The following is a 16432-nucleotide window of genomic DNA, read 5'->3' on the forward strand; positions in this document are numbered from 1 at the left end:
CGCGATGACAAACACCGATCGGACTGTGCTCGAGCAGCCGCAGACTGCCCCAGCGTCGAAACTCGGGTCGATCTCGACACGTGTACACACTGTGCTGATCTCGCGCGTGGACCGCGCCGACGTGGCTACTGCCTCCTTGTTCACGGTCCTCGCGCTGTTCGTCATGCAGGGGCAATGGCGCAACCTCAGCAATGGATACCTCTACAACAGTGGCCAGGACCAGGCCATGTGGGAGTGGTTCCTCTCCGTCGCGGCGCACTCGGTCGCCCATCTCGACAACCCGCTGTGGAGTGATCTGCAGAACTACCCCGCGGGCGTCAACATGATGGCGAACACCGCGATGTTCGGACTGTCGATCCCATTGGCGCCGATCACGCTGATGTTCGGCCCCACGGTGACCTGGGCGATCGGGCTCACCGTCGGTCTAGCCGGTACGGCCTATGCCTGGTATCGGCTGTTTGCCCGCAGGTTGGGCGCATCGCGCGGCGCATCCGCCTTGGGCGGTGCACTCTGCGGATTCGCCCCCGCCATGGTCTCGCACGCCAACGGTCATCCGAACTTCGTGGTCCTGTTCCTGCTGCCGGTGATCGCCTCGATGGTCATCCACATCGCACACGACGGACCGACGGCAAAGCGGACGATCGCCCTCGGACTCGTCGTTGCGCTGCAGATCTTGCTCGGCGAAGAACCATTGCTGATCTTCGCGATCTCGTTCGGAATCTTCGCCGCCGTCTTCTACCTCGGCAACCCTCGAAGAATCGTGTCCGCGGTCGCCAACGCGGCCAAGAGCCTGCCGATCGCAGCCGTGATCGCCGTCGCAGTCGTTGCTGTTCCACTGTGGTGGCAGTTCCTCGGTCCGCAGAGTTACTCGTTCATCGAGCACGGCAACATGGGTAACGACGCCAAAGCCCTCTTCCAGTTCCCGACGCAGTCCATCGGCGGAAAGGTGACACCAGGCCAGGACGTGCGCATCAATGCCACCGAGGAGAACGCCTATCTCGGTTGGCCACTGCTCGTGCTGTGCCTCGCTGCGACGTTGTGGATGTGGCGCGACGCCCGAGTGCGAGCAGCTGCCGCTACCGCGGTCGTCATGGGTGTCCTCTCACTCGGGACCGTGCTGTACATCGGCAAGAACGACACCGGAATCGAACTTCCGTGGAAGTGGTTCGCGGAGGCCCCACTCGTCGAATCCGTGTTGGAAACTAGATTCGTCCTCGGCGCGGTGCCCGCACTCGCGCTGATCCTGGTGTTGGCCACCGACAAGGCATTCGGACGCGGCATTCGCCCCTTGCCGGGCCTGTGGTCGATCGCGTTGGCGCTCGCTCTCCTTCCGTTGTTCCCGATGCCGTTGCAGGCGGTGGAGAGAACCCCGACGCCGGCGTTCTTCGCCGACGGCGAATGGCGGGACTACCTCGACGGCGGTTCGATCGTCACCGTCCCGCTACCTCGACCCGAGGACGCCCGTCCGCTGCTGTGGCAGATCGACGCCGGGATGGGTTTCCCGCTGGCAGCCGGTTACTTCGTCGGGCCGAGCGATCACGAAGACAAGAAGGCGAAATACGGTGCCGTCGACCGAAGGACAGCACTTCTGCTGGGCTCGGTTCAGAACTCCGGCACGGTTCCGGACATCACCGCCGAGCAGAAGAAGCAGGCCATCGAAGATCTGGACTATTGGAACGCCGACGTAGTCGTGCTTCCACCGGGCAAGAACAACAGGGCATTGCGTGCGACGGTCGATACTCTCCTGGGCACCCAAGCCCAGTTCCACGGTGGGGTGTGGGTCTGGGACGTGCGTGCGCTCACACCCTGACACACTGACCTGCACGAAACGAGCGACGACGTGACCGTGCAATAGCATGGGCAACCGTGTCCACCGCCGCAGCCACCGCACCGAACCCGACTTCTCGGAAATCGTCGCCACGCATCTCCGCCGGAGTCGTTGCCGTCGTCTCCGGCGTGATCGCCGTGCTCGCTGCGGTCCTGACACCGCTGTTGCCGGTCACTCAGGATTCGGCGTCGATCAGCTGGCCGCAGAACGGGACGCTGACGTCCGTCGAAGCGCCGTTGATTTCCTACACACCGCTGTCTTTGGACGCGTCCATTCCATGTGCCGTGATCGAGAACGCACCGCCTGGCACACTCGTTCTCTCCACCACCGCGCCCAGCGCCCCCGACGCACAAGGCGTCGGACTGGTCGTCACCCGCACCGAAAGCGGCATGCAGGCCGTGCTGCGCGAGCGCGTCCTGCTCACTCTCACCAACGCACAGCTGGCGTCCTGCTCGTCGGTCGACATCAGCTCGACGAATACCGGATCGACCGCGTCGGCACCGGGCACCGATGCAACAGGCTCGATCGACGGCGACGCGCGCCCGCAGACCGTCGGCATCTTCACCGAATTGCAGGGGGCTGCGCCTGCCGACTTGCGTGTCGATATCCAGATCGACTCGCGATTCTCTTCCACCCCAACGCTTCTCAAGAAACTCGCGATGGCCGCCGCAGTCATCTTCACGATCATCTCGCTGATCGCACTGCACCGGCTGGACCTGCGGGACGGACGGCGCGGACGCCGATTCTTCCCCTCGCATTGGCTACGCATCACGGTCGTCGACGGAGTGGTCGCCGGCGTTCTGCTTCTCTGGCATTTCATCGGCGCCAATACCTCGGACGACGGCTACCTGCTCACGATGGCACGAGTGTCCGAACACGCCGGCTACATGGCCAACTACTACCGCTGGTTCGGTGTCCCAGAGGCTCCGTTCGGCATGCCGTACTATGACATGCTCGCCGCGTTCGCCAAGGTGTCCACGGCCAGCCCATGGATGCGACTGCCTGCGCTGATCGCCGGTCTGCTGTGTTGGGCCGTCATCAGCCGCGAGGTGATTCCGCGCCTCGGTCGCGCAGTGCGGTCGGACAAGGTTGCGATCTGGACCGCCGGGCTCGTCTTTCTGGCGTTCTGGCTCCCATACGACAACGGTCTTCGCCCCGAGCCCGTCATTGCCCTCGGCGCCCTGTTGACCTGGTGCTCGGTCGAACGTGCCATCGCGACGGGCCGGTTGCTTCCCGCAGCCGTCGCCGTGCTCATCGCGGCGTTCTCGCTCGCCGCCGGGCCCACTGGACTCATCTGCGTCGCGGCACTGCTGGCAGGAGGTAGACCGCTCGTCCGCGTTCTCATCTCGCGTGCTCGTCACGTCGGCTGGTTCCCGGTCCTGCTACCGATTCTCGCGTCGGGTGTAGTAATCGTCGCCGCGGTCTTCGCCGACCAAACCCTCTCGACGGTCCTCGAAGCAACGCGGGCACGTGCCGCTGTGGGCCCGAACGTCCCGTGGTTCGAAGAGCGCACCCGCTGGGACTCGCTCATGGAGATCACACCGGACGGTTCACTCGCGCGAAGATTCGCTGTGTTCGTCATGATCTTGTGCGTTATCACCACGATCGTCGTGATGCTGCGTCGAAACGGCCGCATTCCCGGTGTGGCACTGGGGCCCTCGCGTCGGATCGTGGGCATCGTGATCGGCGCACTGGCTCTCATGATGTTCACCCCGACCAAATGGACCCACCATTTCGGTGTGTACGCCGGTCTGGCCGCGTCACTCGCCGCCGTTGCTGCGATCGCCGTCGCATCGGCCACACACGACAACCCACGAAACCGAACTCTGTTCACCGCAGCCGTACTGTTTCTCACCGCTCTCGCGTTCACCGGCTCCAACGGCTGGTGGTACGTCTCGAGTTACGGCATCCCGTGGTTCGACAAGCCTCCGATGATCCTCGGAAAAGGCTTCTCGACCATTTTCCTCGGACTGACAATTCTCGCGCTGCTCTACGCCGGATGGCAGCATTTACGCGCGCCCTACCGTGCCACTGCCAGGTCCGCGCGCTTCGGAGTCTCGGCTCTGACGGTCATGTCCGCCTTCGTCGTGCTGTTCGAACTCGCGTCCTTCGTCAAAGGTGCGGTCGCACAGTATCCGGCCTACTCGGTGGCGCGCTCGAACCTGAACGCACTGACCGGAAACTCCTGCAGCCTGGCCAACGACGTACTGGTGGAACAGGACCCCAATGAGGCGATGCTGACGCCGATCGGTTCCACCCTCGCAGATTCCCTCGCAGGTGAGGGCACCGCAGGCTTCGCACCCGACGGTGTCCCGACCGACCTCACCGCCGACGAAGAAGACGTATCGCAAGAGAGCACACGCGGATTCAGCGACGACACGACAACCGATCAGCAGACGTCGAGTTCCTCCGGGTCCTCAGGCACCGAAGGCGGCACCACCGAGGGCACGGGCATCAACGGAAGCTCCGTCGCACTGCCCTTCGGTCTGGACCCCTCGCGCACACCCGTCCTCGGCAGCTACGGCGCGGACACATCGGAGCCCTCGACCCTCACCACCGAGTGGTTCTCACTCCCCACAGTGCCCGACGGGGATTTCCTTTCCATCAGCGCGGCCGGCCGAATCAGATCCGTCGACTCCGACGGCATCGTCGCATCCGGCCAGCCGCTCGAAGTGGAGTATGCCGCCGTCGATCAGGTTCTCGGACGAGTAACTCCGATAGACGTCGGACCGCAGCCGTCCTGGCGCAATCTCCGCGTGCCCTTGTCCGAGATTCCCGAGAATGCCGATCGGGTCCGACTGGTCGCAACCGACTCCGACATCTCGTCCGACCAATGGCTTGCCGTGACACCCCCGCGCATACCGCGCACAGTCCCGCTCGTCGACGTCATCGGGTCCGATACGCCGGTGATGCTCGACTGGACCGTCGCGCTTGGATTCCCGTGCCAACGCCCGTTCGACCACAAAGACGGCGTCGCGGAACTGCCCGAGTACCGGATATTGCCGGATCGGAGTGGCGCGGCCGCGCACAGTCCGGTCATGGACGCGTTCGGTGGAGGCCCCCTCGGCTGGCAACAACTCGTACTCTCCGCCGAAGTGGTCCCGACCTATCTGCGCGACGACCTCGACCGCGACTGGGGATCACTCGAACGGTTCAGCCCACTCGATCCGTCCGCAAGGCCCGCAGAGCTGACGGTCGAGACCGTGACACGCAGCGGATGGGAGTCGGAGGGCCCGATCAGGGTCGAATGAAACGGGTATCTTCCCGGTTCTTTCACGATGCGAATGTGGTGAACCGATCGCGCTCGCATACCATCGTCAACCGTGCCCGACGCCGTGACAGATTCTTCCGCCGTGCCCTCCGCCTCACCGAGGAAGGGTTCTGCAGTCGATCTTCGATCCCAGGTGCGCACCACGCGCCTGGTTGCCATCATCACCGGTCTGCTCGGCGCGTTTCTCGCGATCCTGACCCCGTTTCTTCCGGTCGCGCAGACCACGTCGACGATCAACTGGCCCGAGGCCGGTTCGCTGCAGGACATCGATGCACCGCTCGTGTCGCAGGCTCCCCTCGCCTTCACTGCGAGCATCCCGTGCAGCGCCGTCGCACAGCTACCGCCGTCGGGCGGCCTTCTACTGGCAACCGCACCACCTCAGGGTGAAGGGGCAGCGCTCAACAGCCTCTTCGTGCGCGTCAGCGAAGCCTCCGTGGATGTATTGGACCGCAACGTAGTCGTCGCCACAGCACCGCGTGCGGACGTCCAGGGCGCCGCGTGTGGCTCCATCGAGATCACCTCGGACATCGACTCGACCACGGCCGAGTTCACCGGCTTGTCCGACAAGCAGGGCAATCCGCGCTCCGGACGTCTCGACGGCGACTTACGTCCCCAGGTCGTCGGACTCTTCACCGACCTCTCCGGCGCCGCGCCTGCAGGAATGTCGGCGACGATCGACGTCGACTCGCGGTTCTCCTCGAGCCCGACGATTCTCAAACTGCTCGCGATGATCCTGGCGGTCGTCTGCACCATCCTCGCTGTGGGCGCGCTCGGCCGACTCGACGGCATCGACGGCCGCGGTCACCGCCGGTTCTTCCCGTCGAACTGGTGGAAGTTCACCGGCATCGACGTCACGGTCGTCGGCGTCTTGATCGGCTGGCACTTCGTCGGAGCAAATACCTCCGACGACGGCTACCTGCTGACCATGGCCCGCGCGGCCGAGAAGTCCGGCTACATGGCCAACTACTTCCGGTGGTTCGGCGTCCCCGAAGCACCGTTCGGCTGGTACTACGACGTCCTCGCACTGTTCGCCAAGGTGTCCACGGCCAGCCCCTGGATCCGCCTACCCGCATTGATCGCCGGAATCCTGTGCTGGATGGTCATCAGCCGCGAGGTCGTTCCGCGCCTGGGTCGCGCAGTACGCAAATCGAACGTCGCACTGTGGACCGGTGGCCTGGTATTCCTTGCGTTCTGGTTGCCGTACAACAACGGACTGCGCCCGGAGCCGATCGTTGCCGTCGGTGCGCTGCTCACCTGGTGCTCGATCGAACGCTCCATCGCAACCGGAAGATTGCTACCCGCGGCCGCCGCTTTCTTGATCGGCGCATTCACACTCGCTGCCGCACCTACCGGATTGATGTGTGTCGCAGCATTGTTGGCAGGCGCACGGCCCATGGCTCGAATCGTCATTCGACGTCATCGCCAAGTCGGTACGTTGGCACTCGTAGCGCCACTTGCAGCGGCAGGATTCCTCGTTCTCGTCGTCGTCTTCGCCGACCAGACCTTCGCCACCGTCATCGAATCCACCCGAGTCCGTACGGCCATCGGCCCGAGCGAGGCGTGGTACCAGGACTTCCTGCGCTACTACTACCTGTTCGTCCAGACCGTGGACGGTTCCGTCGCACGCCGATTCGCATTCCTGGTGATGCTGCTGTGCCTGTTCTCGACACTGTTCATCCTGCTGCGACGTCGACGCGTCCCCGGCATTGCCAACGGACCCGCATGGCGTCTCATCGGCGTCGTATTCGGAACCATCTTCTTCATGATGTTCAACCCGACCAAGTGGACGCACCACTTCGGTTCGTACGCCGGTATCGCCGGTAGCCTCGCGGCACTGACGGCCGTCGCCATCTCGGCCAGTGCACTCCGATCGCGCAGAAACCGCACGATCTTCCTTGCCGGTCTGATGTTCGTTCTCGCACTGGCATTTTCGGGCATCAACGGCTACTGGTACGTCTCGAGCTACGGCGTCCCGTGGTTCGACAAGACCGTGTCCCTCGCCGGCAACGAATCCGGAACACTGTTCCTCGCCCTGTTCGCACTCGCCCTGGCGCTCGCTGCCTGGCAGTACCTCAGGGAGGGATACGCGCCACCGCAACCACGAGCCACCAGCGAACGCGGCAGACGCATCAAGAAATTCGCTGCAGCACCGCTCACCGTCGTCGCCGGACTCATGGTCCTCTTCGAGATCCTCTCGCTCGTCAAGGGAGCCGTCTCGCAGTACCCCGCATACTCACTGGCCCGGTCCAACATCGAATCCTTGACCGGCAAAAGCTGCGGTTTGGCCACCGACGTTCTCGTCGAATCGGATCCCAACGCCGGAGTCCTCGATCCGATCCCCGCCGGCTTCGACCCCGAAACCGGCCCCCTCGGTGGCGAAGACCCCTCCAACTTCACTGCAAACGGCATTCCCACCGACCTCAGCGCCGACGCCGTGGAAGTCAAACCAGGACAAGGCAATACCGATCAGCAGAGCGTCGGACCGGCCTTCGAAGAAGGCCAGAGCTCCGGAACCGGAGGCGGAATCGGCGACCGTGGCGTCAACGGATCCACCGCCGCACTCCCCTTCGGACTCGACCCCGCCACCACCCCGGTCCTCGGCTCCTACCAACCCGGAATCCAGGAACCCGCGTCGGCGACCTCCAGCTGGTACGCACTCCCCGAAAGATCCGACACTGCACCGCTGATCGTCATCTCGGCCGCCGGACGCATCCTGTCGGTCGACGACACCGGCGCACTGACCTACGGGCAGTCCCTCCTCGTGGAGTACGGCACTCGCCAACCCGACGGAACGATCGACGTCCAGGGCACCTACCTGCCCCGCGACATCGGACCCGCACCGTCGTGGCGCAACCTCCGCATCCCCATCGCGGACCTACCCGAAAGCGCCGATGCCGTACGCATCGTTGCCAACGACCCCAACCTCACCGGCGACCAATGGTTCGCGTTCACTCCGCCGCGAGTACCACAGCTCGAAACGCTCAACAGCCTCATCGGCAGCGAACAACCCGTCCTTCTCGACTGGGCCGTAGGACTCCAATTCCCGTGCCAGCGCCCCTTCGACCACCAATACGGCGTTGCCGAAGTACCGAACTACCGCATCCTCCCCGACCGTCCACTGGCAGTCAGCTCTACCGACACCTGGCAGTCCGGGGACAACGGCGGCCCCCTCGGCTGGGCAGAACTCCTCGCCAAGCCCATCACCGTTCCCACCTACCTGGACCGCGACTGGGCCCGTGATTGGGGCTCCCTCGAGCGCTATGACCAGTACTACCCACAAGCAGTTCCACCGACCATCGACACCTCCGAGGTCACCAGGTCGGGCCTCTGGACTCCCGGGAATCTGCGGGTGTTCGACAAGTAGCTTCACCGTTGGGGGTGGGCCGTTGGGGTGGGTGGGCTTTCACCACCCGCTTCAATGGTCCACTCATACGATCAGATAGCTTCTGGGCGCCATTCAAGCAGTGCGCGACGGCTGTTGGACCGTTGGGGCGGGCCTCACCACCCGCTTCAATGGTCCACTCATACGATCAGATAGCTTCGGGGCGCCATTCAAACAGTGCGCGACGGGTGGTGGGCCGGTCATCAGGGCGGTATCGCCGGCCCACATAGCGCACGGCACTGACATTCAGGAGCCTTGTCTCGGCAATTACGCCGAGTTGTCCACAGTCAAAGCCTGCGTCAACACGCGTCCGGCCTGCCCTGGTCGCAGGGCGTTCGACCGTCGCCGAACTCTGCAAACTGCCTTTTATGAAACGCGGTAGCTGGGCAACGAACCGATACATCCTGGATGGGGCATCCCTCAACGGCGTCATCACCCGTCGGGCACTTCGACAATGCGGAGTGTCGGACGGATCTATTACCCTGCGAACTGCTGACGGCGGCAAGTGGCGTCGAATACTGCCGGGAATCATCTTGTTGCACAATGGCAGTCCCACGCTTCTACAACAACAATCTGCCGCTTTGCTCTATGGCGGCGAACAGAGCATGCTCACCGGTGGCACCGCCGTAATGCAGCACGGCTTCGACCGTGTCGGGGGCGACGTCCACATCCTCGTTCCGGCGACCATGCGTCGAGCGTCGTCGTCGTTCGTACGTGTCGAGCGGACGCACCGCCTACCGGAACCATTACATCGTGGCCGCTTGGCCGTCGCCCCACTGCCACGCGCGCTCGTCGACGCCGCACGGGCATTGCGGCATACCGGGGCCTGCACTCGCCTGTTCGCGGAAGCTGTTCAACGCGGTGCGGCCGATCTCGACGAGATAGTCCGCGAACTCAGGGATGGCCCCCGACGTCACGGCGCCGTCGGTTGGGCAGCCGCGAGCGAACTTGCCGACGATGCGCATTCCGTTGCCGAGGTTCAAGCACAGAAGCTCTACATCACCTCGGGGCTTCCGAAAATGGTCCACAACCGCGACATCCTCGACACCGACGGCAGATTTCTCGGACGACCCGACGGCTGGATAGATACTGTCGGATTCGGTTGGCAGATAGACTCGTTCGCCCATCACCTGAGCCCAGCCGACCACGCCAAGACCCTGAAACGTCGAGCGGACATGGAACGTATCGGAATCATCATCGTTGCGCACCTGCCGAAGCAGATCAGAGACGACCCATCAGGGGTACTGGACGACCTTCGAGCCGGCTACGCCCGTGCACTTGCCCGCCCGCGGCCACCTGTGCACATCGCCCAAGCATGAATGGCGCACACAAGCTAACTGATCGTATGAATGGATCATTCAAGCGGATGGTGAGGCGCGCCTCGAACCGGCCGAACAGCCGTCGCGCACTGCATGAATGGCGCACACAAGCTAACTGATCGTATGAATGGACCATTCAAGCGAAAGGATCAGATAGGAAGCAGGTGATGCTTCCGCGGATTCTTGAACACCTCTTTGTTCTCGAGCAGCTTGAGTGCTTTGCGGAGTTCGAGGCGCGTCTGGGACGGTTCGATGACGGCATCGATGTAACCGCGTTCGGCTGCGACCCATGGCGTTGCTACGTGCTCGTTGTAGAAGTTGATGAGCTGCGCTCTCACTGCCGCGGCGTTGTCTCCTGCCGCGGCGAGTTGCTTGCGGCCGATGATGTTGACGGCGCCTTCTGCACCCATGACGGCGATACGACCGGTGGGCCAAGCGAAGTTGATGTCGGCACCCAGTTGCTTGCAGCCCATGACTGCGTAGCCGCCGCCGTAGGCTTTGCGAACCACGACGGTGATCTTGGGAACCGATGCTTCGATGTAGGAGAACAGGAATCGTCCGCCGCGCTTGATGACGCCGACCTTCTCCTGGTCGACGCCGGGCAGGAAGCCTGGAGTGTCGACGATGAAGACGAGCGGGATGTTGTAGGCGTCGCAGATCCGGATGAAGCGTGCTGCTTTGTCCGAGCCGTCGGCGTCGAGTGCTCCGGACAGGAACATCGGCTGATTGGCGACTACACCGACCGATTTACCGTCGACGCGGGTGAGTCCGGTGATGACGTTCTGTGCGATGCCCGTGGACATCTCGTGGAATTCGCCGTCGTCGAACATGCGAAGGATGATGTCGTGCATGTCGTAACCGGCGTTGTCGGCGTCGGGCATGACCTTGTCGAGTAGCAGGTCAGACTCGGTGATCTCGGGCTCGATGCCCGGATTGACTACCGGCGGGTCTTCCTGGCAGCTCGACGGCATGTAGCTCAGGTAGTTCCGTACCCACGCGAATGCGGCTTCTTCGTCCACGGCAACGTGGTGGACGTTGCCGTATTCGGCCTGCTTGCGTGCACTTCCGAGTTCGTCGAGGCTGACGTCCTCTCCGGTGACGGACTTGATGACGTCCGGCCCGGTGACGAACATGTACGCCTCTTCGGTGGCGACGACGACATCGGTGTTGATGGGTGCGTAGACGGCGCCGCCTGCACACTTGCCGAGGATGACCGATACCTGCGGGCACATACCGGACAACGGCTCGTGCCGACGGCCGAGTTCGGCGTACCACGCGAGCGAGGTGACGGCGTCCTGCACGCGCGCGCCGCCGGAGTCGTTGATTCCGATGACCGGGCAACCGACCTTGATCGCGAAGTCCATGATGCCCGCGACCTTGCGGCCGAACATCTCGCCGACGGTGCCGCCGAAGACGGTCTGATCGTGCGAGAACACGGCAACCGGTCGCCCGTCGATGGTGCCGTGCCCGGTGACCACTCCGTCGCTGTACAGCGCGGTGGGATCGTTCGGAGCCTTGACCAGTGCACCGATCTCGATGAAGCTGCCCGGGTCCAGTAGCGAGTCCACGCGTTGTCGAGCGCTCGGGATGCCCTTCTTCGCCCGCTTGGCGATACCTATCTCACCCGCCGGCTCTCTGGCGAGTTCGAGGTTGGCGCGCAGATCGGCCAACTTTTCGGCGGTGGTACCACTCAAGGCTTAGCTCCTGACTCGATTTCTTCGAGCTTCTTCGTCATGTGTGCCGCAATTCTGCCAATGTACGGCTCGTCGACGATCGCAAGGTGATCGCCTCCGATCTCGACGATCTCGAGGTTCTTCACAACAGGTCCCCACCCACCGTGGGCTTCACGGGTGGCATAGGCGGGCTCCAAGGCGATGGCATCGTCGTGGTACTTGTCGGCCATGTACAGCGTCACCGGTCCGCCATACGGCTTCAGTTCCGCTGTCTGGATGGCACGGTTGTCCAGCCAGGACGTGCGCTGATGCTCGATGATGCCGCCGGGGATCTTCGCACCGCTGAGCTTGACGAGATCGGTGATGATGCGGATCTGGCCTTCGTCGTCGGCTTCGACGAGCTTGTCGTACGGAATCGGGTAGTCGACGTCGTAGGTCTTCTTGGCGAAGGCCGCGTACCGCTCCCACCGCTTGCGCACCTCGTCGCGAGTGTCCGGGATTTCGGTTCCTGGCATCACCGTATCGAGCAGCCCGATGTAGGCCACCTCGATGCCCTGTTCCTCCATTTGCCTGGAAACTTCGTATGCAAGGATGCCGCCGAGCGACCATCCGACGAATACGTAGGGACCTTCCGGCTGGATTGCACGGATCAGCGGCACATATTCTGCGGCGCGCACGGAGATCGGGCCTTCGACGCGTTCGAGTCCGTACATCGGGGTTCCGGCGGGAAGCTTCCGAAGCAGCGGCTCGTAGGCGACCGTGGAGCTGCCCGCCGAGTGGAATGCGAACACCGGGGTGGCCGTGGAACCTTCGGGGCGGGCGCGCAAATTGCGTACCACTCCGTCGATTTCGCCGCCTTCGAGGTGCGGACGTACCTTCTCGGCCAGCTGCTCGATGGTCTCCGAGTCGAGGACGTCGTCGAAGGTGACTTCGCCACCGGCCCGCTCGGTCAATCGGGCCGCCAACTTTTCGGCCACCTCGTCGTCGAGGATCGGCAACGTGTTGAAGATGCCCTTGGCGGACTCCTTCGTCACGACGGCCCACGTCGCGAACGTCATCCGCTCGGCGTTGTCGCGCGGCGGAACGTCGGAGCCTGCAGCCTCGGCGAACCCTTCTTTGCCGCCCAGGTCCGACATCGAATCGGTCTGCGCTACAGCAGGCGTCGTGTCGGGAGCGGCTTCGGCGGGCGCGGGCGGGGGGACCGAGTCACGAGTCTCGGCCTCTTTCTCCGCGGCCTGTTGCTCGGCGAGGGCCGCAACCTCTTCACGATTCTCCAGCGCGTAGCGCAGGTACTTCTCGACCTCGAGCAGGTTGGCATCTCGTACTGCCTGCAATTGCACGGTGGGTATGTCGAATTCGTATTCGACGCGGTTCTTGATACGCACAGCGCTCAGTGAGTCGAGACCGAGTTCGATCAGCGGCACCTCGGGTGGGAGGTCCTCTGGGGCGTATCCCATCGACTCGGCAACGATGATCGCCAACCGGTCTTCGAGCTTCTGACTACCGTTCGCGTCCCAGCGATCACCGAACGTCTCGACGACCTCCGGCAGCTCTTCCATCGGCGAGGTCGACGACTGCGCCACAGCGACAACGGGTTCCGGTAGCGGATCGCCAGAGGTGACCACGGCCTCGTGCAGCAGAGTGAACGCAGATCCCTGATGGGCGTGCACCTGAACGGAGGCGCCACCGAGGTGGGAGGTCACCGTCGTGACGACGGTTCCGGTCTTGGGGACCGCTGCGTGTGACACCGAGTGTCCGAGTTCGACGCTCGAAAGAACTTGCGACGCTGCTGCCTTCACCAGCTCGTCGAAACTTCCGAGAGCCGATGCCTGCACCTCCCACACGTGCCGACCGTCCGGCAGCGCAACCCGGGAACCGGGGACGTGGGAGTTACCGCTCGAGTTGATTCGCGAGTCGAGCCAGAACTCTTTGCGCAGGTAGGAGGTACGCGGAATGGCTGCGTAGTCGCCATCGGCGAACAGCGTCGTCAGATCGAGGACGTGACCATGTACGTACAGTTGAGCGAGTGCCGCGAGGAACGTCTCGGACTCGTCTTCCTTACGCTTGAGTGTCGGGATCAACGTCGAATCGGCAACTCCTGCAGCCCATGCCGTACCCGCAATCGACATCAGTGCGACGGGGTTGGGAGCCAACTCGACGAACGTGGTGTGACCGTCGCCGACGGCGATATTGACTGCCTGCGTGAAGTAGACCGGGTTTCGCATGCCCTTGGTCCAGTACTCCACACCGTGTATCGGTTCGTGGCCGGCGCGGTAGTGCGCCTGCTTGTCGACCGAAGAATAGACACCGGCACGAAGTTTTCCAGGCTCGATGCCTGCCAACTCCGCCGCCAGCTCACCGAGGAGTGGGTCGACTGCAGCGGTGTGGCCTGCACCCTTCACGTCGAGTATGCGGGCCATCTTGCCAGCGGCCTCGGCCATCTCGACGAGTGCCTCGACCTGTCCGCGTGGTCCGCCGACAGTCGTATGTGTCGGAGCCGCATAGACACATGGCTCGACGTCGGGGAACTGATCGGTGAGCGCAGTGACCTCGTCCGGCGTGTACTCCACGAGTGCCATTGCGCCCTGGGACGCCGCACCGAGACCTTCCTGGCCTTCCGCGAGAAGTCGTGAGCGCGCGTAGATGATGCGAACCGCGTCTTCGAGGTTCAGCCCACCCACGACGTATGCCGCAGCGACCTCACCCATCGAATGTCCGATGACGGCTGAAGGTTCGGCGCCATGGGCACGCAGTGTTGCCGCCAGAGCAATCTGAATGACGAAGATGGCGACCTGCGAGTTCTCGAACTCGTAGTTCTGCGAATCGTCGAGAATGATCTCCTTGATGGAGTAACCGGCCTCGTCGAGCAGCAGTTCGTCGACCTCGTCCACCGCAGCGGCGAACGTTGCATTGTTGCGGTACAGCGCATGTGCCATCTTGCGATGTTGTGAGCCGAAGCCGGAGAACACCCAGACGGCTCCGTTGGACGCAGGCGAGTCCGCGGAGAACACGCCCTGCCCTGGCTTTCCAGAGGCGATGGCACGCAATCCGGTGATGGCTTCTGCGTGCGTCGAAGCGAGAACGACTGCACGAGAACGCCCGTGGTTCCGCTTGGCCAGTGCCCGTCCGACATCGGCAAGAGGAGTGATGCTTCCGGCTTCGGTTTCGAGCCAGTCTGCCAGCTCCGAAGCGGCGCGCTTACGCCTGGAGGGCAGTGCGGCCGAGACTGCCAGCACGACAGTCTGCGGAACGGACTCCACGAGAATCTGTTCGGCTTCGGCAACCGGGTCCGTGGTCTCGACATCAGATACCGGTATGCGTGTATCAGCTTCCGCTGGTGCAACTTCCGCGCCGAGAGCCTCCGGAACAGCCTTGACGTATTCGGTGACCACGACATGCGCGTTGGTGCCGCCGAAACCGAAACCGGAGATCCCGGCGACGGCCTTGCCGGTGTATCGAGGCCACTCGGCTCCCTCGGAAACGACCTTCAGATGCGCCTTGTCGAAGTCGATGTACGGGTTGGGACCCGCGTAGTTCAGCGAGGCAGGCAACCGGTTGTGCTGTAGTGCTAGGACGACCTTGATCAAACCTGCTGCACCCGCAGCGGATTCGAGGTGACCGAAGTTCGTCTTCGCCGAACCGAGCAGCGCGGGCTTGTCCTCGCTACGGCCCCGCCCGACGACGCGTCCGAGCGCGTCCGCCTCGATGGGATCGCCGAGAATGGTGCCGGTGCCGTGGGCCTCGATGTAGTCGACCCCGGACGGGTTGATGCCGGCATCACGGTAGGCGAAGCGAAGAGCGTCCGCCTGAGCGTCGGGACTCGGTGCGAGAAGACCATTGGAGCGACCGTCAGAATTGATCGCCGAACCGGCGATGACCGCGAGAATGTCGTCTCCGTCGCGCTCGGCGTCTTCGACCCGCTTGAGCACGACGAGGCCGCCACCCTCGGATCGGATCATGCCGTTGGCGTCGGAGGAGAAGGCCTTGATCTTGCCGTCCGGCGCCAGTACTCCCGTCTGGCCGAAGCCAACGGTGATCGGCGGTGCCAGCAACATGTTGACGCCACCGGCTACGGCGAGATCGGATTCGCCGTCGCGCAAACTTCGAACGGCCTGGTGCACCGCCACGAGTGCGGACGAGCATGCGGTGTCCACCGCGATGGACGGTCCACGGAAGTCGTAGAAGTACGACACTCGGTTAGCGACGATGGCCGTCGAAGTACCGGTCAGTGCGTACGGGTGAACCGCCGGGTCGCTGACAGCAAGCAACTGGTAGTCGTTGGACGAGCTCCCGATGAAGACACCGACCTGCGAGCCCTTGACAGAACTGGCCGGGATGCGTGCATGCTCGAGGGCTTCCCAGGTGAGCTCCAGTGCCAGCCGCTGCTGAGGATCGACATTGACGACCTCGTTGGGCGACATCGCGAAGAACTCCGCGTCGAACGTCTTGACGTCATCGAGGTAGCCGCCCTTCGTGACGGTCGCGTCGACAGCTGCCTTGATGACCGGATCGGAGGTGAACTCCTGCCACCGCCCCTCGGGCAGGTCGGTGATGCCGTCGCGGCCCTCACTGAGCATCGTCCACATCTCTTCGGGCGTGTGCCCTGCGCCTGGGAAGCGCGTCGAGACGCCGACGATGGCGATGTCGTGCGAAGAACCAGCCGCGTTGCCCTGGAGGTAGTACGCGTCGTCGGCGGCCTCGTCGGGAACATCGGGTTCGCCTTCGATGATGCGGGTGGCGAGCGACGCGATCGTCGGATGTTGATACGCGACCGTAGCGGTCAACGTGACACCCATGAGTTCCTCGATATCACCGCTGAGTGCGACGGCGTCGCGAGAGGCGAGACCGAACTCTTCCATCGGCCGATCGTCGGAAATCTGCGCAACCGGCTGCCCGGTGGCGTCGGCGACCCAGTTGCGCAGCCACTCACGCAGCTGCGACACGGTCATATCCGCCCCA

At 63.6% G+C, this 16432-nt stretch carries 6 protein-coding genes; 4 read left to right on the forward strand and 2 right to left on the reverse strand.

What is annotated here, in order from left to right:
- Window positions 1–4 precede the first annotated feature (4 nt).
- The 4 genes from QMK32_RS05695 (at window position 5) to QMK32_RS05710 (ending at window position 9800) form a co-directional block, all read left to right on the forward strand.
- A complete protein-coding gene (locus tag QMK32_RS05695; protein WP_283473595.1) occupies window positions 5–1810 on the forward strand; it encodes a glycosyl transferase in 1806 nt (601 codons plus the stop codon).
- Window positions 1811–1866: 56 nt separating this feature from the next.
- Window positions 1867–5079: an arabinosyltransferase domain-containing protein gene (locus tag QMK32_RS05700; protein ID WP_283473596.1), complete on the forward strand. Its 3213-nt coding sequence runs from the start codon at window positions 1867–1869 to the stop codon at window positions 5077–5079.
- Between the two features lie 72 nt (window positions 5080–5151).
- Window positions 5152–8463: an arabinosyltransferase domain-containing protein gene (locus QMK32_RS05705; RefSeq protein WP_283473597.1), complete on the forward strand. Its 3312-nt coding sequence runs from the start codon at window positions 5152–5154 to the stop codon at window positions 8461–8463.
- A gap of 386 nt (window positions 8464–8849) precedes the next feature.
- Window positions 8850–9800, forward strand: a complete 951-nt coding sequence (locus QMK32_RS05710; protein ID WP_269301845.1) for a hypothetical protein — start codon at window positions 8850–8852, stop codon at window positions 9798–9800.
- A gap of 149 nt (window positions 9801–9949) precedes the next feature.
- Here the strand turns inward: QMK32_RS05710 and QMK32_RS05715 are convergent, their stop codons facing one another.
- Together QMK32_RS05715 and pks13 are read right to left on the reverse strand one after the other, a co-directional pair.
- Window positions 9950–11494, reverse strand: a complete 1545-nt coding sequence (locus tag QMK32_RS05715; protein WP_283473598.1) for an acyl-CoA carboxylase subunit beta — start codon at window positions 11492–11494, stop codon at window positions 9950–9952.
- A complete protein-coding gene (gene pks13 / locus QMK32_RS05720; protein ID WP_283473599.1) occupies window positions 11491–16422 on the reverse strand; it encodes a polyketide synthase Pks13 in 4932 nt (1643 codons plus the stop codon). Before pks13 ends, QMK32_RS05715 begins: the two co-directional genes overlap by 4 nt.
- Window positions 16423–16432: the final 10 nt, after the last annotated feature.

This window comes from Rhodococcus sp. H29-C3, assembly GCF_030063405.1.
Classification (GTDB): Bacteria; Actinomycetota; Actinomycetes; order Mycobacteriales; family Mycobacteriaceae; genus Rhodococcoides.

Bases quoted from the DNA above. Each gene is read 5' to 3' on its own strand.
- QMK32_RS05695 (WP_283473595.1), top strand. From the start codon at position 5: ATGACAAACACCGATCGGACTGTGCTCGAGCAGCCGCAGACTGCCCCA.
- QMK32_RS05710 (WP_269301845.1), top strand. From the start codon at position 8,850: ATGAAACGCGGTAGCTGGGCAACGAACCGATACATCCTGGATGGGGCA.
- pks13 (WP_283473599.1), bottom strand. From the start codon at position 16,422: ATGACCGTGTCGCAGCTGCGTGAGTGGCTGCGCAACTGGGTCGCCGAC.